Below are 21,614 nucleotides of genomic sequence, written 5' to 3'. Positions count from 1 at the left end.
CTTAGGCGCGGATCTTGCAGGCATAGGTTGCTCACTGTACGAGACCGTTAAAGTTGCAGGCATTTGGTCTGCTGCATCTCTCATCAGGATCTCTTTCTGTTATGGCAATTTTTACTGTAAATGATCCCACCGGAACGCTGACCCTGGATGGCATCAACGATCTTGGGTTTGCAGGTCTCAGCCTGAGTAGCCGAACCAGCAACCGGCTGTACTTTACCTCCCCCAGCGATACCTCGGTCACCCTGACCGGAACCTTCACCTCATCCTCTCCCTACCTGTGGACCGTGAACTCCATGTCCGTGGCGACCGGCAGGACAACGGTCTATTCCTTCAGCGAATTTTCGATGAACTTCTATCGGTTCGCCTCGTCCAGCGGCAGCGCTCTCGAAGCTGCGCTGCTGACCGGTGATGATACCATCACCTCCAACATGACCGAGGGCAACCGCTGGCTGGCCTATGGCGGCGACGATGTCATCAGCCTTGGCACCGGCAATGACTATGTAAATGGCGGCACTGGCACCGATCGTTTGATCATCAACGACAATTTTGGCCGCGCTTCCGCGTCGTCCTTCTATGGAACCATCACGCTGGAGTCCGCCGATGGCCGCGACACGCTGGTGTCGATCGAACAGCTGCAATTTGCCAATCGCAGCTTCGCGCTGCGCACCGGCAGCAGTTTCGACAACACGCTGAGCGGCGATCAGGATGCCCAGCTGACCAGCGACATGATGCTTGGTGGACGTGGCGCCGATACGCTCTCTGGCCTCTCCGGGCGCGACATGCTGCTGGGCGAAGAAGGCAACGATCGCCTGCTCGGCGGCACGGGCCATGACACGCTGAAAGGCGGCGATGGGGATGATCTCCTGCTTGGCGGCACCGGGCGTGACTGGCTGGCTGGCGATCTTGGCAACGATATTATCGTCGGCGGGTCCCACGGTGACAAACTCATCGGCGGCGGCGGTAATGACCAGCTGCGCGGTCAGTCAGGTCACGACCTCCTGCGCGGCAACTCCGGCCAGGATACACTCCTGGGCGGCCAGGGAGACGACCGCCTCTATGGTGATGGCGGCAGCGACCGGCTGATCGGTCAGGAGGGTGACGATACGCTGACCGGCGGCGCTCACGCCGATACCTTTGTCTTCCATCGTGGCTATGGCAGCGATGTCATCACCGATTTCACCCTTGGCGAGGATCTTATTCAGATCGGGCGTGGCGCGGATGGGGTCGAGGATCTCACCTTCACCCAGCTGGGCGCCGATGTTCAGATTGCCTTCGCCGATGTCACCATTCTGGTCGAGAACAGCACGCTTGAGCAGATCGAGGCGGCGGACAATTTCCTCTTCTGAGCGATATCGCAGATCTGCACTGACCAAGGGCGCCCCCAATCGGGGCGCCTTTTTCAATACCACAGGCGACATGTCCGCCGTGCACACGGTGCAGAGTTTTCGCAACAGAATTAACAAAGGTTAATTATTCGTTAACCCGAGACTTCCCCGATCCAGACCCGCCCCCTAGGTTTCCGACAAAAGCATCAAAAAGATGCAACGGACATTCAGGCAGCAGGTCAGACCATGGCAGAGCTTTTTGTAGCGGCCGCGTCAAATATGGCGCCGCCGTTTGATTTCAATGACTTCGACTTTACCAAAGTGGCTGTTCTCAGCACATCCGAGACCCAGATCGCCGTGCAATACCGCGACTTTGTGCTGGTGTTTCAGGGCAGGTTCACCTTTGACGAGACCGGCAATCTGACTGCGGACAGCCCGCTCAACAGCTTTGCCCTGTTCCACCACCAGACCCTGATCCTGTCAGTCAGCGGCTTCAGCCTGCCCTCGCAGATGATTGCCACCAGTGACCTTTATTCGCTGCTGGCACTGGCGCTGGCGGGGGATGACACCATCACCTCGGCCTGGAACGGTGGCGAGCGGATCCAGGGGTTTGGCGGCAACGACACCATTCAGGCAGGCGGCGGCAATGATACCATCATCGGCGGCCCCGGCGAGGATGAGCTGCGACTGGCGGAGGGGATCACCAGCTACAGCTTTGCCTTTGACGACATCGCAGGCGCGCAGCTCACGACGCGGGCCGGACAGGACCTGCTGCTCAGCGTGGAGACGGTGCGCCTCGCCACCCAGACCCTGCATATTCAGGAAGGCGGCAGCGCCGACGATATCCTGACCACCCGCAACGCGGCGGAGAGCAACAGCTCCGACATGATCCATGGCCGGGGCGGCAATGACAGCATCACCGGCGGCGCGGGCAGGGATTTCCTGCTGGGCGGCACCGGCGCCGACACCCTGTCGGGCGGGCGCAACAATGATTTCCTCGACGGCGAGCTGGGGGACGATCACCTCTCCGGTGAGGCCGGTCACGACAACCTGCGTGGCAGCCTTGGCAATGACACGCTGATCGGCGGCGCTGGCAATGACACCCTGCGTGGCGACAACGAGATTGGCCCGGCCGAAAATGCCAATGACCTGCTGATCGGCGGCAGCGGCCACGACAGCCTTGACGGCAACGCAGGCCATGACACGCTGAGGGCCGGTAGTGGCGCCGACACGCTTGATGGCGGCGACGGCAATGACCGGCTTGACGGTGGCAACGGGCGCGATCTGATCACCGGCGGAACCGGCGACGACAGCCTGACCGGTGGGCGCGGCAATGACACGATGACCGCCGGTACCGGCAGCGACCGGCTCAGCGGCGGCGGTGGCCACGACGTGATGCGCGGCGATGCCGGCGATGATCTCCTGCTGGGCGGGCGCGGGCATGACACGCTGTTTGGCAGCGACGGCGCCGACCGGCTCATCGGACAGTCCGGCCATGACCGCCTGACCGGCGGCAGCGGTGCCGACAGTTTTGTCTTTGGCCGTGGTTCCGGTCAGGACATCATCACCGATTTCCGCCTTGGCGAGGATGTGATCGAGATCACCCGCGGTGCAACCCGCATCGATCACCTTGGATTTGCACAGCTCGGCGCGGATGTGCGCGTCACCTTCGCCAATGTCTCCCTGCTGGTCGAAGGCGTGACCGTCGATCAGCTGATGGATACCGATAACTTCCTGTTCTGATTAGGTACCGCTCTCAGAATATGGCTATGGGCGCGCCTTTGCCGGTGCGCCCTCTTTTTCGTGCAGAACTCGGTTGAGCACCGCCTCCTCACTCCAGCATCCAGCGCCCCTTGGGCCAGAAAGCATGATAGGCAAAGGCAAACATCACATCATGGGCCAGATCCGCACCGTTCTGTCCCCGCACCCGCACCGATCCGACGTCGCGCCCCTTGCCCAGCTGCCCGGCATCCAGCGCCGAGGCCTGCCCGGCCCGCCAGCTGAGGACCACCCCCGCCTCGCGGATTTCCCCGGCCTTAGCCAAGCGCGCCAGGGGCCAGGCCCGGTCCCCCACCCGCACCACACGCGCCAGCGGCGCGATACCATGGGGCGGCGGCGCGCCATCATAAAGAAAAGCGATGTCTGCACCGCGTGTTGGCTCAGTGTTGCGTGCACAGGGAGTTGTAGAGTTGATCCTTTGATTTTGCTTAATATAATCAACTTCTACTCAGGAGGGTCCTTTTGTGACAATGTCTGCGCGAATGGTTATCCACGATGACTTGAATGCCATCGTGAAGCTGCAGGATAATCCAGGAGTGGACACTCTTGGCCAACGAAGCGTTGCCTTTGTTCATCCGGAGCATTCGTGTGCCACTGTCAACGCATGCTTCGATAGATTTCCCCAAGGAGCTTTTGTGAGTGAAAATGGAGGGCGCATTATCGGGTATGCGAACGCCATACGTCTGCAGCCCCGCGTTGCTTTGACAACACACGATTGGATTACAGCTACCAGAGACGGATCTGGGATTTCACATGACCCGGCCGGCAGTTGGCTATACGTATGCCGCATGCTTCTTACGGCTGGAGCGGGCCACCAATCGTTGGGTCCAGAACTCTCTCCCCTACTGGTTTCCTTGAAAACTCTGGCCGAGAAAGCCGGTTTGGAGGGAGTGGCAATTGCTCTGCCATTTCCGGGAAAGCGTGAGCGATCTGGGACCACTACATTCCAGAAAAAGGCCTTGGAAGAAGGGGCCAAAGAATGGGGGCACCCCCATCTATTTGGAGCAATGGGCCCATCTGCAAGCATCAACGTTGCTCTGTCCGATGGATTCGATCATCGGGTCGCGCTTCCCAACTACGCTGGGAAATTTAAGCACTTTGCGCTTATGGTTTGGCGCAATCCAGCAAGCGGCTAAGTGCACAATCAACTTCCGTATTCTCACGAGCGAAATACCAATCCACATAGCCGCCGAGATATTTCTTGGCTGGTCCCTTAAAGGGGCGAAGGAAGGCCTTTAGGCGCGAATGTAGAGCGTTCACGTTTTGTATGTGAAAGCTCTGCTGGATCTTACGTGTGCCGGGCTTGGTGCCGAGCACGAAATGCGAAAGGCCAGTGGCCTTGGCAAACTTGGAATACGCAGGAAAACCATCTGAACAGAGCGCTGCATCTGGGCAGATGATCGGCAATAAGCTGTTATTGATTGTCTGTTCACGCCTGTCAGGCAAATGCTCTGCATAGCGGTTTCCGGCACGATCAACCGCAGTCAGAACTGGTAATTGCCACCGGCTCAGCCCGCGCTTTTGCAGCGCACCCGTCAGTTTGTATTCATACCAGCGCAGGCGGGGCGGTTTGGGGTTGTTGGCCGGATCGCGCTCGTGCCGCACCCATTCACGGCTGCCTTTCCGGCTTTCTTTAACGAAAGTCTCATCCACTTCGACGATTCCGGAGAGTGGCGTGATGGATTGCGATAGCACCCGCAGGATGATTTTTCGCCACCTCCAGGCTGTGTCTTTGCTGATGCCAAATCTCCGGGCCAATTGCCGGACAGAGCCGGGAGTGGCCGCAGTAAGCATGTCCTCCAGAACCCTGTAGAACAGATCAAGCCGTTGCAGGTGCGCGATTGAACTGCCGGTTCTACCGTTGAAGGTCGTGCCGCATTGGTTGCAACGATAGCGCTGTGCGCCAGTGCGCGTGCGACCCCATTTCTGCCTGTTCGGGGATCGGCAGTGCGGGCAGCAAGCCTCTCTGCCTTGGGTGTCAATCGCAGTCCTTGCATCGTTGTTCGCAGCCATTTCCTGGACCGACTGAAGGAGCGTAACCGCTTGATCAGGTGTTAGGCCGCGAAGCCCTTTCAGGATTCTGTCGAAGGATTTCTTTTTCATAATGCCTCTAATTTGTCGTTCAGAGGCGATATTGGCCTAATCCTTCAAATCGGAACCAACCAACACGTTATGCAGACATCGCTTAAAGAAACGGCCAGTTCGACCGGTCATAGCCCTGATAGGGATTGCGGCCATAGCTGCGGTTGTGGCGCGGCTCAGCCATCACCAGACCCTCTGGGTAGGCGGCGCGAAATGCCTGCCAGCTGTCCAGCCAGCTCGGCAGCTGCCGCAGCTCCCGGCCCGTCATTTCGCCCACCATGCCGGTGCCCGTGGCCTGCTGCCACCAGCTCTCGCTCTCGCGGTCATACATCACCATATCGGACTGGCGCAGCTTGCCGGTGACGCCAAAGCTCAGGGTGCGGCCAGCCACCCGCCGGTCAAAGCTCGTGGCGGAATTGCACAAGGGACAATAGGTGATCGCAACCGGCGTGCCACCCACCCGGTCATTGACGATTTCATGCCAGATCAGATAGCGCAGCGGATAGGCCCGCGCCGCCTGCCCCGGCAGATCCAGCACCACCACCGGTTCGGCGGGGCTCAGCCCCGTCACCTGCGCCGCCGGGTGAAACGCCGGATCGCTCAGCGCCGGAATGCCATCCTTTGGCGGACCACCGGATTTGATCTCATCCCAGCTGGCCACGGCGGAGCGGCTGAAATCGGTCTGCGGCCACTCCCGCGCCCATTGCGCCGGATCAGCCACCGCCTTAACAGCGCCCAGCATCACCAGCAAAGCCGCCAGCACAGCGCCGACCATCCCGGCGCGCAGCGGATCCCGTTTCCCTATCGCCAGCCGTGACATCTCTGCGCTCCCCCTTGACCTGCGACCAGCTTCGCAACTGATCTTGAGGCGCACAGCCTGCCGCAAAATCCCCTCACATGCACCGCACAAGCCCGTGACAGGCGCGCGTATCCCAAGCTGAAACAGCAAACGGCCCGCACCACGCAGGGTACGGGCCGTTGCAATATATATCAGGTCAATCCGGCAGGCCGGATCGCAGGATCACTCGGTTACTGTGACGGTCTTCATCACATCGGGCTGGCCGACAACGGCGCCGTTCTGACTGCTGCTGCCGCGCTTGATCGCGTCAACCACATCCATGCCCTCGGTCACCTTGCCCACAATGGTGTACTGACCATTGAGGAAATGCCCCGGCGCAAACATGATGAAGAACTGCGAATTGGCGCTGTCGGGATCCTGCGAGCGGGCCATGCCGACGACACCGCGATCGAACTCCAGATCGGAGAATTCGGCCGGCAGGTCCGAGCGCTCGGAACCGCCCATGCCTGCGCGGCGCATATCGCCACCCAGCTTGCCGAATTCCACATCACCGGTCTGCGCCATAAAGCCTTCGATCACGCGGTGAAACACCACGCCATCATATTTGCCCTCGGCTGCCAGCGCGGTGATCTGCTCGACATGTTTGGGGGCCACATCCTCGAAAAGGTCGATCTTGATGGTGCCATTGGCGCCCTCGCCCTCGACCGCGATCTCCAGACCGCTGGCCAGCGCAGGCCCCGCCATCAGCGCAAATACCGCTGCCAGCTTATACATCGGCTGCCACCTTGACGCTGATCATGCGGTCGGGGTTCGCAGGCGGCTCGCCACGGGTGATCGCATCGACATGTTCCATACCTTCGATCACGCGGCCATAGACCGTGTACTGACCGTTAAGGAAATGGTTGTCCTTGAAGTTGATGAAGAACTGCGAATTGGCCGAATCCGGGTTGGCGGAGCGCGCCGCGCCCAGCGTGCCACGGTCATGCGGCAGCTTGGAGAATTCCGCCGGCACATTCGGCAGGTCAGAGCCGCCGGTGCCTGCCATGCGCAGGTTGAACCCGTCTTCCATATCGCCGTGCTGCACGTCGCCGGTCTGCGCCATAAAGCCGTCGATCACCCGGTGAAACGCCACATTGTCATATTCACCGCCACGGGCCAGCTCTTTCATGCGTGCGCTGTGCTGGGGGGCCACATCGGGCAGCAGCTCGATCACCACCTTGCCGTCTTTCAGCTCCATGATGATGGTGTTTTCGGGATCCTTGATCTCGGCCATGTGGCCCTCCTGTGCTTTGCATTCGCCCGATAGTTAAGCCCCGCGCCGCCGATTGCCAAGGGAGCTTTGGTCACGGAGCATTGACTGGGCGGCAAAAAGCCCCGAAACATCGCGCCAACAGCGCCAGCCCGCCTCCGCGCGACTGGCCTCGCACAGCACGACCAACACACGCGACCAACAGAAGGATATGATCATGGGCTGGACCGCACTCGACAAGATGGACCTGGCAGGCAAGCGCGTTCTGGTGCGCGTCGATATCAATGTCCCGGTCGAGGATGGCCGCGTCACCGATGACACCCGCATTCAGCGCGTCGCCCCAACGGTCAAGGATATCCTCGCCAAGGGCGGCACCCCGATTCTGCTGGCCCATTTCGGCCGCCCCAAGGGCAAGGTTGTCGAAGAGATGTCGCTGCGCCCGCTGGTGCCGGCACTTGAGGCCGCCTTCGACGCGCCGGTGACCTTTGCCGCCGATTGTCGCGGCCCCGCTGCCGAGGCCGCGCTGGCGGGCCTGCCCGCAGGTGCCGTGCTGCTGCTGGAAAACACCCGCTTCCACGCGGGCGAGGAGAAGAATGACGCCGCTCTTGCGGCTGAGATGGCCCAGCTGGGCGATATCTATTGCAACGATGCGTTCTCCGCCGCCCACCGCGCCCATGCCTCGACCGAGGCGCTGGCCCGTCTGCTGCCCGCCTGCGCTGGTCGTCTGATGGAGGCTGAGCTGACAGCGCTTGACGCAGCCCTCGGCCAACCCCAGCGCCCGGTCACCGCCGTGGTTGGCGGTGCCAAGGTCTCCACCAAGCTGGAACTGCTGGGCAACCTCGTCGGCAAGGTCGACAATCTGGTGATCGGTGGCGGCATGGCCAATACCTTTCTCGCCGCACAGGGCATTGATGTGGGCAAATCGCTTTGCGAGCACGATATGGCCGACACCGCCCGCGAGATCCTGACCAAAGCCGAGGCCGCAGGCTGCAAGATCATCCTGCCCGTCGACGTCGTCGTCGCACGCGAATTCAAGTCCGAGGCCGACAATGAAACCGTCGCCGCCGACGCCTGCCCCGCCGATGCGATGATCCTCGACGCAGGCCCGCAGACTGTCGCTGCCGTCGCCGATACGCTCTCCGCCTCCAAAACGCTGATCTGGAACGGCCCCATGGGCGCCTTTGAAATCGCGCCCTTCGATGCTGCCACCAATGCCGCCGCACAACAGGCCGCCGCGCTGACCAGATCCGGTGCGCTGGTCAGCGTCGCGGGGGGCGGCGATACCGTTGCGGCCCTCAATCAGGCCGGGGCCGCGGCTGATTTCACCTATATCTCCACCGCGGGCGGTGCCTTCCTGGAATGGATGGAGGGCAAGACCCTGCCCGGCGTCGCCGCACTGGAGGGCTGACCCGAATCTGCGACCTGTCGCAGGCCAGAGGCCGGTATCGCCGCCAAAAGGTTAAGATCGCGGTGACCCGCAAGATCCGTTAACCACTTGTTAACACCTCGCACCCCTGCCATCCGGTTGGGGTGCGTTTTTGCGTCAGAATGTTCATAATTAACAATTTTCACCTTTCACAAACCATGATGCCTGTGGCAGTATTGTTGCAGACGCCGGGTAAACCGGCGCGAGACTTGAGCAGCAGATCATACAGGCCATCACCGTGACCCGAACCAATCGTCCCTCTCTGGGTGCATTCGTCTTTTCCACGATTGCATTCGCGCTGAGCGCATATTTCACCTTCGCTGCCGTGCAGGGGGATTTCGGGTTGTTCAGGCGGGTCGAGATCCAGGCCGAAGTGGAAGCGCTGCGTCAGGATCTCGACCAGCTGAAGCGTGAGACCGCGCAGATGGAGAACCTCACCCACCGGCTGTCCGATGATTACCTCGATCTGGACCTGCTTGATGAACAGGCCCGCTCCGTTCTGGGCCTGCTGCGCTCGGATGAAATCGTCATCCGCTAAACAGCCGCCCCGGCGCAGACCGCTCTAAAACATGTGATCGCCCGCAGCCTCGCTCGCGGGCGTTTTGCTGTCCGGCGGGCGCGAGGCTGCGCCGCGCAATGCCAGCCGATACCCCATGCTGCAGGCCAGCCCCCGATCAGCCCTCAGGTCAACGCCCCGGAACACCACTGAAACACTGGTGAAACACCATCGCCTTTACCCCTTGGTGACGGCACGTCATAATAACACTCGCATGACGTAACAAAATCCATTATGAACTAGTTTAGCATTAAACTATCTAGCCTTAAGGGGGAGCCCGCCACTATGGCTGCGAGAAAAAGTGTCAAGAAACCAAACGTTTCTGCCGAAGAGCTACTCGAGTACTACCGCGAGATGCTGCTGATCCGGCGATTCGAGGAAAAGGCCGGCCAGCTCTATGGCATGGGTCTGATTGGCGGCTTCTGCCATCTCTACATCGGACAGGAAGCGGTTGTTGTCGGCCTTGAGGCCGCCGCCGAAGAGGGCGACAAACGCGTCACCTCCTACCGCGACCACGGCCATATGCTGGCCTGTGGCATGGACCCCAACGGCGTCATGGCCGAGCTGACCGGCCGCGAAGGCGGCTACTCAAAGGGCAAAGGCGGCTCGATGCACATGTTCTCGAAAGAGAAACATTTCTACGGCGGCCACGGCATCGTCGGCGCGCAGGTGCCACTGGGCGCAGGCCTCGCCTTCTCCGACAAATACAAAGGCAACGACCGCGTGACATTCGCCTATTTCGGTGATGGCGCCGCCAACCAGGGTCAGGTCTACGAGACCTACAACATGGCCCAGCTCTGGGATCTGCCGGTCGTCTTCGTGATCGAGAACAACCAATACGCCATGGGCACCTCGGTGCAGCGCTCGACCAAATCCCCCGCCCTGTGGAAACGCGGCGAAGCCTACGGCATCAAGGGCGAGGAAGTGGACGGCATGGATGTGCTGGCCGTGAAAGAGGCTGGCGAACGCGCCGTCGCCCACTGCCGCGCAGGCAAAGGCCCCTATATCCTTGAGGTCAAGACCTACCGCTACCGTGGCCACTCCATGTCCGACCCCGCCAAGTACCGCACCCGCGAAGAGGTGCAGAAAATGCGCGAGGAACGCGATCCCATCGAACAGGTCCGCGACATGCTGCTCACCGGCAAACATGCAAGCGAGGACGACCTCAAGGTGATCGACAAAGAGATCAAGGACATCGTCAACAAATCCGCAGACTTCGCCAAGGAGAGCCCGGAACCGGCGCTCGATGAACTCTGGACCGATATTTATGCGGATGAGCTGCCGCAAGAAACCGCCTGAGGGGACGTAATACGATATGGCAACTGAAATCCTGATGCCCGCCCTGTCGCCGACCATGGAGGAAGGCACCCTGGCCAAATGGCTGGTCAAAGAGGGCGATACAGTAAATTCCGGCGATATTCTGGCCGAGATCGAAACCGACAAGGCGACGATGGAATTCGAAGCCGTTGACGAAGGCGTCATCGGCAAGATCCTGATCGGTGAAGGCACTGAGAACGTAAAGGTCAACAGCCCGATCGCCGTGCTGCTGGAAGACGGCGAAAGCTACGACCCCGATGCGGCCCCCGCAGCATCCGCGCCCTCCACAAGCGAAGCGGCGGCGGCAGAGGCACCTGCGGCGCCCGCAACCGCCGCCGCTGCTGCCGCAGCCCCCGCCGCACCCGAGGTGGACACCACCCCGGACTGGCCCGAGGGCACCGAAGTGGTGCAGACCACGGTCCGCGAAGCCCTGCGCGACGCCATGGCCGAGGAAATGCGCCGCGACGGCGATGTCTTCCTGATGGGCGAAGAAGTCGCCGAATATCAGGGCGCCTATAAGATCTCTCAGGGTCTGTTGGACGAATTCGGCTCCAAGCGCGTGATCGACACCCCGATCACCGAACATGGTTTTGCCGGCATCGCCACCGGTGCGGCCTTTGGCGGTCTGCGCCCGATTGTGGAGTTCATGACCTTCAACTTCGCCATGCAGGCGATTGACCACATCATCAACTCTGCCGCCAAGACGCTCTATATGTCCGGCGGTCAGATGGGGGCACCGATGGTGTTCCGTGGTCCCAACGGTGCCGCTGCCCGCGTGGGCGCGCAGCACAGCCAGGATTACGCCGCCTGGTACATGCAGATCCCCGGCCTGAAGGTGGCGATGCCCTACTCCGCCTCCGACGCCAAGGGTCTGATGAAAACCGCGATCCGCGACAACAACCCGGTGATCTTCCTCGAGAACGAGATCCTCTACGGCAAATCCTTTGAAGTGCCGAAGCTGGATGATTACACCGTTCCCTTTGGCAAGGCCCGGATCTGGCGGGAAGGCACTGACGTCACCATCGTCTCCTTTGGCATCGGCATGACCTATGCGCTGGAAGCGGCGGAGAAACTGGCCGAGGATGGCATCAGCGCCGAGGTCATCGACCTGCGCACCCTGCGCCCGATGGACACCGGCTCCATCATCAAATCGGTGATGAAGACCAACCGTCTGGTCACCGTCGAGGAAGGCTGGCCGCAGGGCTCTGTTGGCAGCTATATCTCCTCTGTGGTGATGCAGGAGGCCTTTGATTACCTCGATGCCCCGGTGATCACCTGCACCGGCAAGGACGTGCCCATGCCCTACGCCGCCAATCTCGAAAAACACGCGCTGGTCACCACCGATGAGGTGATCGAAGCGGTGAAACAAGTGACCTACCGGTAAGGAGAGACAGCGATGCCCACAGAAATCCTGATGCCCGCCCTCTCTCCTACCATGGAGGAAGGCACCCTTGCCAAATGGCTCGTGAAGGAAGGCGACACCGTCGCCTCCGGCGACCTGCTGGCAGAGATTGAAACCGACAAGGCGACGATGGAATTCGAAGCCGTCGACGAAGGGGTGATCGGCAAGATCCTGATCCCCGAAGGCAGCGAAGGCGTGAAGGTCAACAGCCCCATCGCCGTGCTGCTGGAAGAGGGCGAAAGCGCCGACGACATCGGCGCCACCCCGGCTGCCCCCGCAGCCGCGGCAGACGAGGCCGCCCCGGCGGCGTCCGAGGAAGCCGCCCCGGCCTCTTCCCCGGCGCCGGCAGAGGCCGCCGCTGCGGCAACACCCGCGCCCGCAGCCCCGCAGGGCGCCGATGGCAACCGCATCTTTGCATCGCCCCTGGCGCGCCGTATCGCGGCTGACAAAGGGCTGGATCTGGCCGCCATCTCCGGCTCCGGCCCCCGTGGCCGCATCGTGAAGGCCGATGTGGAAAACGCCAAACCACAGGCCGCCGCCGCCCCGGCAGCAGCCACTCCGGCAGCCGCCGCAGCCCCTGCCGCAGCCGCCGCCCCCACAGGCCCCTCCGCCGATCAGGTCGCCCGCATGTACGAAGGCCGCAGCTATGAGGAGGTCAAACTGGACGGCATGCGCAAAACCATCGCCGCCCGCCTCACCGAGGCCAAGCAGACGGTGCCGCATTTCTACCTGCGCCGCGACATCCAGCTGGATGCGCTGCTGAAGTTCCGCAGCGAGCTGAACAAACAGCTCGAGGGCCGTGGCGTCAAACTCTCGGTCAACGACTTCATCATCAAGGCCTGCGCCCTGGCGCTGCAGGCCGTGCCGGATGCCAATGCCGTCTGGGCCGGTGACCGCGTACTGAAGATGGAGGCCTCCGATGTGGCGGTTGCCGTCGCGATCGAAGGCGGCCTGTTCACACCCGTTCTGCAAAACAGCGAGACCAAATCACTCTCGACGCTGTCGACGGAGATGAAAGACCTCGCCAAACGCGCCCGCGACCGCAAGCTTGCGCCGCATGAATATCAGGGCGGCAGCTTTGCGATCTCCAACCTCGGCATGTTCGGCATCGACAATTTCGACGCCATCGTGAACCCGCCGCACGCAGGCATCCTTGCCGTCGGCGCAGGGGTGAAAAAACCGGTTGTCGGTGCGGATGGCGAACTGGCCGTGGCCACCGTCATGTCGGTGACCATGTCCGTCGACCACCGCGTCATCGACGGCGCACTTGGCGCCGAACTGCTGAACGCGATCAAGGACAACCTTGAAAACCCGATGATGATGCTGGCCTAAACCGCCACAGGTCAACGGACGAGCAAAAGGAAAGGACCGGCGCAGCGCTCCGGTCCTTTTTTGTGGAGCGGGTGTCTTGTTTTGTGGAACGGGTGCCTTGCTCAAAAGGCCACTTAAGCCTCCCCCACGCGGGCGCAGCTGGACGGCTGCCAGAGACAGCAGAGCGCAGATAGTGACCTTTGCAAACTCAGCCGTTTGACGCAACTGGCCGAGGGTTTCTGCTGCGGCGCAGCCCGCCGTTCCGGCCCTTCACCACGAGCGTGCAACGGTCCGGAGCGCGGGACTTTTCTACCATTCATTCTTTTTGCTCCAGTGGCTGCTTTTGGAGTGTCCGGTACTTCCCCGGCCTCATTTTATAACGCGCATTGAAGGCTTCTGAGAAATGGGGGGTGCTTCGGTAGCCGCTTGCTTCCGCGATATCCGGCAAGCTCTTGGAGGAAGACTTCAGCAGGCTGGCGGCGTGGTTCAGCCGGATCCGGGCTGACAGCTCGCCTGGGGTGCAGTCGAACACAGCGCGGGTCAGCCGTGAAAGCGTCCGGCTGGAGGTAGCGATTGCGGCGCAAATCTCGTCCAGGGGCCTTGGGGCTGAGAGGGTCTGCTCGACCAGCTGAATATAGCGGGCGAGCCGCGGGTCGAGACTTTCCAGCGAACCTTTTAGTCCAATGGATGCAGCAAAGGTTTCCGAACGCTCAGGTTTGAGCAGCACATGCCTGCGGACATTCTCGGCGATTGCAGGGTCGAAGGCCTGCGACAGCAGCTCAAGCATCAGGTCTGTCACCGCATCTCCGCCGACACAGGTTGCAATCCGCTGGTCGATCAGAAAGGGCCGGAATGTGAAAAAGGTTTCGGCAAACGCGGTTTCCAGCGCCGGAAGCTGCGCCGGATGTGCCGCAGCCCGCCTGCCCGCCAGCAATCCCGCCTGGCCCAAAGCAAAGATACTGGTGCCAAGGCCAATGACCCAGCCGCCATGACGGTGGCACGCCCGCAGGCCCGCGAGCAGGGCCGCGTGGGAGTCTTCTGGCAACAGATCACGGGACGAACAGACAAACACGTAGTCGGCCTGTGGAATGACCGGCCAGCCGTGATCTGCCAGGACCACCGCTCCGCAGGAGCTGCGCACCGGGCCTGGGGCGCCGGCGGCGGTGACCACCTCGACCTGTACGTTGCTGCCGGTGTCATTGGCCATGCGGATCAAGTCACGCGCGATTCCGTAGCCAAAAAGTGAAAACCCGGTGTGAACGGCAAAGACTGCGAGCTTCTTAGGAGGCATTGGCGGTATTCCATATCATTCTGGCAGGATACCGTACTATCGAAGCCTGCGGCCATGCAAATCTGCTGCCAGACGATGATTGGAGCGGGGGGAACCATGCTGAACATTCTGGGCTGGCAAGGGTATGATGCGGGGCTGAGCAAAGTGTTTGACAGCTTCACCAGCGACACCGGAATTGCGGTTACTTTCCGGGGAGTTCGCAATCAGGATGAGATGCACGCGTCGGCGCAAACCGAAGATTTCGATATCGCCTGCCCGACCACCGACAGGCTGGCCAGCTGGCTTGACAGCGGGCTGATCGCCGCGCTGGATGAGGACCGGGCCGGATACGGACGGATTGACCCGGCCTTTCATGCCGATGCCCATACGATCATCCGGGGCAAGCGCTATGGCTCACCCAATCTCTGGGGCGGGGCCGGCATCGGGCATCACACAGGTAAGGCGCCGCTTGACGGGGCTGAGGCCAGCCTTATGGCGCTGTTTGACCCTGTTTTTGCCGGGCGCCTGACCCTGCGCGAGGACACGGCCTTTGTCGCCGCCGGGCGGGCGCTGGAAAGTGCCGACAAGCTGCCGTTCCCGTTTGACGATTCCTATGCGTTTGAGGACCGGATGATTGCCAATTACGATGTCATCGGCGCGTTTCTTTCCGCACATGCCAGCCATATCGCCCGCTTCTGGTTCAGCGAGGAGGAGGGCATTGATGCCTTCCGCTCCGGCGGGTGCGTGATCGGCTACAGTTGGGACACGACAATGGCGGCCCTGACGCGGCAGGGAATGCCATTTGCCTTTGCCGCCCCAGCGGAGGGCGCAAGTTGCTACCTGCAGAATTTTGTCCTGAGCGCTAGGGCCGACCCGGGCCCCGCGCAGGACTGGATTTCCTGGGTCAACACTCCAAGCGGTTCTGCATTGTATGCCTCAGCCTTTGGGGCCAACCCGGCGGCAAAGGGGGCACGAGAAATGCTGCCGCCGGAGGATCAGGCGTTCTTTGCGGCCAGCTATCCGGACAGTGCCCTGGACAAGCTTTGGTGGCAGCCTGAGCAACCTTTGTGGTTTGTGAAAAACCGCGGCGATTACGCCCGGAAATTCCGCGCGGCTGTCGAAGGATGACAGGCTGGCCGGTGCAAAGGGTTGAGGTTGGGGCGCTGCGTATCACGGTCCTGCCCCTGGGTGAAATCTATGACGATCAGCGCCGCTGGTTTCCGACGGGCTCGCTGGCTGGTGCGGGCGGCGAAACACGGCTGCCGGTGAACTGCCTGCATGTCGGCGGGCCTGGCATTTCAGTTCTGATCGATGCCTGCGATCCCCGGTGCTACCCGGAAACCGGATCTGCAGGCGGCAGCATAGGGCAGCGCCTGGAGGAGGCCGGAATTTCCCCGGGGCGTATAACACATGTCCTTTTGACACATGGGCATCACGACCATTTCTGCGGTGTGGCCGGCCCCGGCAATGAACCTGCCTTCCCAACGGCGCGGCATGTTCTGCCGCCGCAAGACTGGGCCGGCGGCACGCTGACACCTGAAGCGCAACGGGCCGATGGCGATGCCGCCGACCCTGCGTCACTTGAAATGCTGTACCGGCGCGGATTGCTGGATCTGGGTGAAAGCGCCGTACCCTTGCCGGAGGAAATCCGCCTGCTCGACGCCCCGGGTGAAACCGCGGGCCATCGCGTGGTGCGTGTTTCCTCGGATGGCGAGGTCCTGTATTTTCTGGCAGATCTGTTTCATGTGGCGGCCGAAATTGCCGATCCGGGCCTGTGCCCCTGGTGGGCGGATGCGGCCGCGCTGAAGGCAAGCCGCAGCCGGATCATATCCGCCATGCGCCGCGGCAACGCGCGGTTTTTGTGCAGCCACATTTCGGGCGTTCTGTCCCCGGATCTCTTTCCCGATTTCTCAACCAGCCCCTGCGAGACCTCTGCATGACCAAGACAAAGCAACCGAACATCCTGCTGATCATGGCCGATCAGATGACGCCCTTCATGCTTGAGGCATGCGGCGGCACCGGCGCGAGGACGGCAAACATGACCGCGCTGGCCCGGCGTTCGGCCAATTTCACCAATGCCTATACGCCCAGCCCGATCTGCGTGCCCGCCCGCTCCTGTTTCATGACGGGGCTCTATACCTCGACCACCGGCTGCTATGACAATGGCGACCCCTATCACAGCTTCATTCCGACCTTTGCGCATTATCTGACCAATGCCGGGTATGAGACGGTTCTATCGGGGAAAATGCATTTCATCGGCGCCGATCAGCTGCACGGGTTCCAGCGCCGCCTGAATACGGACGTTTATCCGTCGGGGTTCATCTGGTCCTACCCGCTGCCTCCGGAAAACGATCCGAACTTCAAAGCCTTTGACTTCACCCCGCAATACCTGGCCGAAAACATCGGGCCGGGTTGGTCGAAGGAGCTTCAATATGACGAAGAGACCCATTTCAAGTCGCTGGAGTTTCTGCGCAACGCCCCGGATAATCCCTGGCTGCTGACAGTCTCTTTTACCAACCCCCATCCGCCCTACAAGGTCCCCAAGAAGTACTGGGAGAGGTACAAGGATGCAGATATCCCGCTGCCTGACTATCCTGATGACATGGATGCCAGGTATTCTGACTATGATCTCGCTTTGCGCCGCTGGCACGGGCTGCATATCCGGGGCGATGAGATCCGCGATCCGGCAAACCTGATTGCGATGCGCCGCGGCTTTGCCGCCTTGGCCCATTATGTAGACGACAAAATCGGCGAGCTTCTGGAGGTTCTCGAAGACAGCGGCCTGCGCGAAGAAACGATCGTCATCGTCACATCGGATCACGGTGAAATGCTGGGGGAAAAGGGCATGATCCAGAAAAGGGGCCTATATGAATGGTCCGCCCGGATCCCGATGTTCATAGACATTCCGGGGGCTGAGCCCCGGCAAATCGGCACGCCGGTTTCCTTGCTGGATCTGCCCGCAACCCTGATTGATATCGCCGGGCAGGAACCGGTGCGGCGGCTGGAAGGCCGATCCCTGCTGCCAGCTATTCACGGGGCCGGTCTTGATGTCATTCCAGTGATTTCCGAATACCACGGCGAAGGGATCATGCGCCCCAGCTTTATGGTGCGGCTGGGCGACTGGAAATATCATTACTGCCACGGCTCAGCGCCGCAGCTATACAACCTGGCGCAAGATCCCGGTGAATGGAACAACCTGGCAGGCGATCCCGGTTATACCGAAATCGAAGCTAGGCTGAACCGCGAAATCACCGGCGGCTATTTCGATCTGGAGAAAATCAAATCCGACGTCTGGGACCGGCTTGCCATGAAACAGGTGGTCAATGACGCGATGAAGGCAAACGGCACGGCCTGGGATTATTCAGCGGCCCAGGACGCGGCGTCACAATACGTCCGCACCTGAAACACGGGGCAACCGGCTTTCACGGTCGAAATTCGCAGCAAAATAGCGATGCGGCCATTCGAGCTGATTGCAGCACCGGTTAGATATGGGCTCACTACCGACTTGCGGCGATGCGGCGGCAGGGTTGCAGTAGATCTCGTACCACAAGCAAGCTACCAGATGACACCAGCCAGCCCAAAGCAGACGGCCGTGCCAGGCCCGGCGCTGGTATCGCCGCAGGTGCAAAGGTCTGCGGCCAAATTCCCGGAAGCGGACGCTCGGCAGGGCCAAGTTGCTTCATGGGATTCTGCGGGTTGCACCGGAGGCGGCGGAGCGCAGTTAGTGACCATTGCAAAATCTCGGGGGCTGGCAGTCGGACGGCGATCCCATGCTGCACGAGCAATGAAAGGAGCGGACCTTCGCCGCAGGTGCAGCCACCAACCATCATCGAACGGAAGGGATGCGGGACAAAGTGATCTTTCGCTGCATTTGTGCCAATTACTGCTTTTAAGTTTGCCACATAGCTCTGGATGTAATCTCGTGAGAGAGCCCACTAGGGGGCACAGCCTTGCTTAACCGCGTACAGTTGATCCTCTCCTATGACCAAGACCGAAGTCGGTTCAGGTAACAACCCAACAACACCGGTGACCCGTTGCTCGGACTCGAGCTTTGTGAAGCGTTCCATATCCTTTGAAACGTAGATCTCACCTGATCGTTTGTCGGTGACAAGATAGGTTTGCCAAGCTTCGACATAGTCAATTCTGACTTCATGTCGCCAAGGAGCTTCCACTGGGAAGTTCGCAACCCTATGGAGCGAAAGGTTGTCATTCAGGACAAATACTCCACGCTCAGACTGGATGAAGGTCACCCCCCCCAACGATTTAACGTCAGGGTGTTCACCAATCTTCTCATACGGCCACATCTGAATTTGAGACAACGAGGCGCCATCGAGAACCATGATGCCCTCACCTGCATTCACGAACACTCGAGTTTCTTCAGGAATGGATATCGGGCTAGGGTGATAAAAGATTCTTTTTCCAACCACGTCACTTTGTGAAGTGAGGCCTGGAATGAGGTGCGCCTCCGTTTCATCTGGGCCTAGCATGAGGAAGTGTGGCGGCAGCGTTTCAGGTGTTTTCTGCCACAACCCAAAGCTCGTCTTTCTCGAGTGAGACCATGGTCCAACCCTACCGATCCAATTTCCACTTGCCGCATGGTATTCCCAAGTTCCTGCGGGAAGGCTTGCAACAAGCTTTAGGTCGTCTCCGAAGACGCGAAAGATTAGGGGCTCAAAGGCGTTGTTGGAAGGAAAAATTCGAATAATTCCGTTGCCCACCTCAACTTTGGCATCCTGAAAGGTAGGAAGCAGACGTTGTCCTTCAGGTAGGTCTACTGAGATTCTGGTCCACTCCCCGGAAAGCGGTCGGAACCACAGCGAACTGCTTTCTCGCGGCGTTGAACTGAGTGGCCCCGTCAAAGCCAAAGCACCATTGATCTCACCAATAGTCCGGATGGAGACTGTTTGGTCGCCGTTGAAAACCGGCAGATCAACTTCCTCACTGGCACCGCTGGCTTTGATCCACTTCATTGGGTCTGACGAAGTTGCCTGCCAGTAAACGTCACCGACACTTTGGTCAAAAAACGCGCGCTCATAGCCTTGAGTGGTTTCTATAGGTTCCCAACTCGATTCATTAGAACCAAGTCGAAAAATCACTCGCGGACGAGAGCCAAACCCGAAAGCCTCTCCATCCGGCCCGACGTGGATACCGTGCTCGAACGCGAATCCCCAGACATGCGGAAAATCTTCCTCCACTAGGGACAGGCTTAAGCCATTGAACTCATAAAGCTCATGGCGATTCAATGCCTTCACGATCATCCCATCAAAACCAGGAACGGTACGTGGAGACGTTGCAATCCGGTATGGCTGTTCAAATTCCACTGGTAGCTTGGGCTCGCTTCCCGCTACGGGTACAACACAGAACTCCTCTGCATTGGCCAAAGTCGCCCCCAGAGAAATCATCAGTATGGAAAGCTGTTTATGCACCTGTTCTCACCGCTGAATATCCGGCCAATCAAGATTTGCAAATCAATTACGACACCCATTCAAAATGGTTGGCTCGATCGCTTGCATTTCTGATAGCAGACATTTGCAAGATGTGCAGCATCGGTCAATCTGGGCTCACTACCGACTTGCTGCGTTGCGGCGGCAGGGTTGCAGCGAAACTTCACCAGGACGCTTCTACCAGACGACGCCAGGCAGCCCGGAGCGGTCATTGGCGGGGGCGTCATGTAAAAGATGCTGCCGCTGCAAAATATCCTGGCCGGCTTCCGAAAAGCGGCCGTTGAACCGCCTTGGCGCGCTGCCTTCAGTGCTGCAGTCAGCACCAGGGGTAGAGGTGCGCAGAAACGGGCTTTGCAAAGTCGGAGCTTCTTTCTTGCCCGGTCGCCACTTTGCTGCATTGCAGCGAAGCAAAGCAGACCTTTTCGCACTATTACCCTCTAACGCAGAATACTTTGAAGTCTTTCGACCTACGGATGGACTTCAAATGCTATCCATAGACCGTTGGCGAAATGACAAGGATGTGGAGGGTTGCGGTGGTCGGAGGACCAACTATGTCAATTCCTAACCTTCCCGCAGTTCGTATGCGTCACGCTCCCTGGAACAAAGGGCGTATCATAGGCCAAAAACGTCCTTTGCGTCCCAAGCATGTCTGGGCAATTCGCGTTCGCCTTGAACTCTCCGATAGGGTGCGTGATCTGGCACTCTTCAACTTGGCAATAGACAGCAAACTCAGAGGATGTGATCTCGTCCGTTTGCGTGTTGTTGACGTTTACGCAGCAGGCCACGTGAAAGAGCGCGCGTCCATAACCCAAAGCGAAACCAGTCAACCGGTTCGGTTCGAAATTACCGAAGGAACGCGATCTTCGCTTCAGGCCTGGCTGAATATGCCAATAATGAAGAAATCGGAGTTTCTTTGGCCTGGAAGACTGCACGATCGGCCGCACATAGGTACACGCCAATACGCGCGACTGGTTCGGGATTGGGTGAAATCCATTGGCTTGGAGCCAAGCGCCTATGGAACCCATTCGATGCGGCGTACCAAGGTTGCCCAGATTTATCGCAAAACCGGGAACCTTCGAGCGGTTCAGCTCCTTCTCGGGCATACCAAGATGGATAGCACAGTCCGCTACTTAGGGGTTGACCTGGAAGATGCCTTGTCAATTTCCGAGAGCGTCGAGATCTAGGAAGCCAAGACGTTAAAAAACATACCCAAAGCCTTGCCTCTGACTTGTCGAGCCATAGGCAAGGCTCCAGCGGGAGGAGAGGATACTGGCTCTCAAAGGCGATTTAAGCGGCTGGTGGTCCCGCCGGATCACTGCTGAACACAGGTTTGTATATCGCGTCAGCGGCAAAGGTAATGGACAGAGCCTGGAGATCGCCCAGCTGCGTCATAACTACTGTTCGATCAGGCTCTTCGCGACAATGCTCATAATCAAGAAAGTATATGCTCCAAGGCTTTTGCCGCAGCTATTTGTCTGGCTTCAGCCGAGGGTCTGTGGAAACTCGCCTGGTTTCTCGACGATGAGGATGTTTCAGTCGATTTTGGGGAGGCAGCCGGATCCAGGAACACTTTAGCGTCTTATACGCCGGAGAGGGCTGAATCCGCGCTTTTGTGGCGTTTTCTGCGGTGCAGCTTGAGTTGAGCACCGCCCAT

General features: G+C 59.9%; 17 protein-coding genes and 2 pseudogenes. 12 read left to right on the top strand and 7 right to left on the bottom strand.

Annotated elements, in window-relative coordinates; genetic code table 11:
• Nucleotides 1–101 precede the first annotated feature (101 nt).
• Both VWZ81_RS04860 and VWZ81_RS04855 read left to right on the top strand, forming a co-directional pair.
• Entirely contained in the window at nt 102–1,346 is a 1,245-nt protein-coding gene (locus VWZ81_RS04860) for a calcium-binding protein (protein WP_416542216.1), read from the top strand.
• 225 nt (nt 1,347–1,571) lie between these two features.
• Complete coding sequence (locus tag VWZ81_RS04855; RefSeq protein ID WP_416542215.1) at nt 1,572–3,068, top strand: calcium-binding protein; 1,497 nt, start codon at nt 1,572–1,574, stop codon at nt 3,066–3,068.
• Between the two features lie 88 nt (nt 3,069–3,156).
• On the opposite strand, the pseudogene VWZ81_RS04850 reads toward VWZ81_RS04855, so the two are convergent.
• The 5 genes and pseudogenes from VWZ81_RS04850 to VWZ81_RS04830 all read right to left on the bottom strand — a co-directional run.
• A pseudogene (locus tag VWZ81_RS04850) lies at nt 3,157–3,459 on the bottom strand (DUF3179 domain-containing (seleno)protein); the annotation flags it as partial.
• Nucleotides 3,460–4,208: 749 nt separating this feature from the next.
• Nucleotides 4,209–5,207, bottom strand: coding sequence for an IS1595 family transposase (locus VWZ81_RS04845; RefSeq protein WP_416542214.1), 999 nt, complete (start codon nt 5,205–5,207; stop codon nt 4,209–4,211).
• Between the two features lie 85 nt (nt 5,208–5,292).
• A pseudogene (locus VWZ81_RS04840) lies at nt 5,293–5,961 on the bottom strand (DUF3179 domain-containing protein); the annotation flags it as partial.
• A 246-nt stretch (nt 5,962–6,207) separates the two neighbouring features.
• Nucleotides 6,208–6,759, bottom strand: a complete 552-nt coding sequence (locus tag VWZ81_RS04835; RefSeq protein ID WP_340545748.1) for a peptidylprolyl isomerase — start codon at nt 6,757–6,759, stop codon at nt 6,208–6,210.
• Entirely contained in the window at nt 6,752–7,258 is a 507-nt protein-coding gene (locus tag VWZ81_RS04830; RefSeq protein WP_340545749.1) for a peptidylprolyl isomerase, read from the bottom strand. Before VWZ81_RS04830 ends, VWZ81_RS04835 begins: the two co-directional genes overlap by 8 nt.
• A 193-nt stretch (nt 7,259–7,451) precedes the next feature.
• On the opposite strand from VWZ81_RS04830, the gene VWZ81_RS04825 reads away from it, so the two are divergent.
• From VWZ81_RS04825 to VWZ81_RS04805, 5 genes are all read left to right on the top strand, one after another.
• Nucleotides 7,452–8,642 carry a phosphoglycerate kinase gene (locus tag VWZ81_RS04825; protein ID WP_416542213.1) on the top strand — a complete coding sequence of 397 codons (1,191 nt, stop codon included), beginning with the start codon at nt 7,452–7,454 and terminating at the stop codon, nt 8,640–8,642.
• 256 nt (nt 8,643–8,898) lie between these two features.
• Entirely contained in the window at nt 8,899–9,198 is a 300-nt protein-coding gene (locus tag VWZ81_RS04820) for an FtsB family cell division protein (protein ID WP_340545751.1), read from the top strand.
• A 303-nt stretch (nt 9,199–9,501) separates the two neighbouring features.
• On the top strand, nt 9,502–10,515 hold the full coding sequence (pdhA, locus tag VWZ81_RS04815) for a pyruvate dehydrogenase (acetyl-transferring) E1 component subunit alpha (RefSeq protein ID WP_340545752.1): 1,014 nt from the start codon (nt 9,502–9,504) through the stop codon (nt 10,513–10,515).
• Between the two features lie 16 nt (nt 10,516–10,531).
• Nucleotides 10,532–11,917, top strand: coding sequence for a pyruvate dehydrogenase complex E1 component subunit beta (locus tag VWZ81_RS04810; RefSeq protein ID WP_416542212.1), 1,386 nt, complete (start codon nt 10,532–10,534; stop codon nt 11,915–11,917).
• A gap of 12 nt (nt 11,918–11,929) precedes the next feature.
• Nucleotides 11,930–13,267 carry a pyruvate dehydrogenase complex dihydrolipoamide acetyltransferase gene (locus tag VWZ81_RS04805; RefSeq protein ID WP_416542211.1) on the top strand — a complete coding sequence of 446 codons (1,338 nt, stop codon included), beginning with the start codon at nt 11,930–11,932 and terminating at the stop codon, nt 13,265–13,267.
• Between the two features lie 295 nt (nt 13,268–13,562).
• On the opposite strand, the gene VWZ81_RS04800 is transcribed toward VWZ81_RS04805, so the two are convergent.
• Nucleotides 13,563–14,537: a GlxA family transcriptional regulator gene (locus VWZ81_RS04800; protein ID WP_416542210.1), complete on the bottom strand. Its 975-nt coding sequence runs from the start codon at nt 14,535–14,537 to the stop codon at nt 13,563–13,565.
• Between the two features lie 96 nt (nt 14,538–14,633).
• Between VWZ81_RS04800 and VWZ81_RS04795 the strand changes: the two genes are divergently transcribed.
• From VWZ81_RS04795 to VWZ81_RS04785, 3 genes are read left to right on the top strand one after another with little or no spacing between them, the layout of a single operon-like run.
• A complete protein-coding gene (locus VWZ81_RS04795) occupies nt 14,634–15,644 on the top strand; it encodes an extracellular solute-binding protein (protein WP_416542209.1) in 1,011 nt (336 codons plus the stop codon).
• Complete coding sequence (locus VWZ81_RS04790) at nt 15,641–16,456, top strand: MBL fold metallo-hydrolase (RefSeq protein ID WP_416542208.1); 816 nt, start codon at nt 15,641–15,643, stop codon at nt 16,454–16,456. The genes VWZ81_RS04795 and VWZ81_RS04790 overlap by 4 nt, the downstream gene beginning before the upstream one ends.
• On the top strand, nt 16,453–17,919 hold the full coding sequence (locus VWZ81_RS04785; protein ID WP_416542207.1) for a sulfatase-like hydrolase/transferase: 1,467 nt from the start codon (nt 16,453–16,455) through the stop codon (nt 17,917–17,919). Before VWZ81_RS04790 ends, VWZ81_RS04785 begins: the two co-directional genes overlap by 4 nt.
• Before the next feature lie 532 nt (nt 17,920–18,451).
• On the opposite strand, the gene VWZ81_RS04780 is transcribed toward VWZ81_RS04785, so the two are convergent.
• The gene (locus VWZ81_RS04780) at nt 18,452–19,942 is read right to left on the bottom strand and encodes a hypothetical protein (RefSeq protein WP_416542206.1); all 1,491 of its coding nucleotides are present in this window, start codon (nt 19,940–19,942) and stop codon (nt 18,452–18,454) included.
• 569 nt (nt 19,943–20,511) lie between these two features.
• On the opposite strand from VWZ81_RS04780, the gene VWZ81_RS04775 reads away from it, so the two are divergent.
• Nucleotides 20,512–21,144, top strand: coding sequence for a tyrosine-type recombinase/integrase (locus VWZ81_RS04775; RefSeq protein ID WP_416542205.1), 633 nt, complete (start codon nt 20,512–20,514; stop codon nt 21,142–21,144).
• Nucleotides 21,145–21,226: 82 nt separating this feature from the next.
• Entirely contained in the window at nt 21,227–21,535 is a 309-nt protein-coding gene (locus VWZ81_RS04770; RefSeq protein ID WP_416542452.1) for a type II toxin-antitoxin system YoeB family toxin, read from the top strand.
• Nucleotides 21,536–21,614 lie beyond the last annotated feature (79 nt).

The organism is Phaeobacter sp. JH20_34 (assembly GCF_048056095.1).
In the GTDB taxonomy this organism is placed as follows: Bacteria; Pseudomonadota; Alphaproteobacteria; order Rhodobacterales; family Rhodobacteraceae; genus Phaeobacter; species Phaeobacter bryozoorum.
This window is presented reverse-complemented; position numbering and strand designations above follow the sequence as displayed.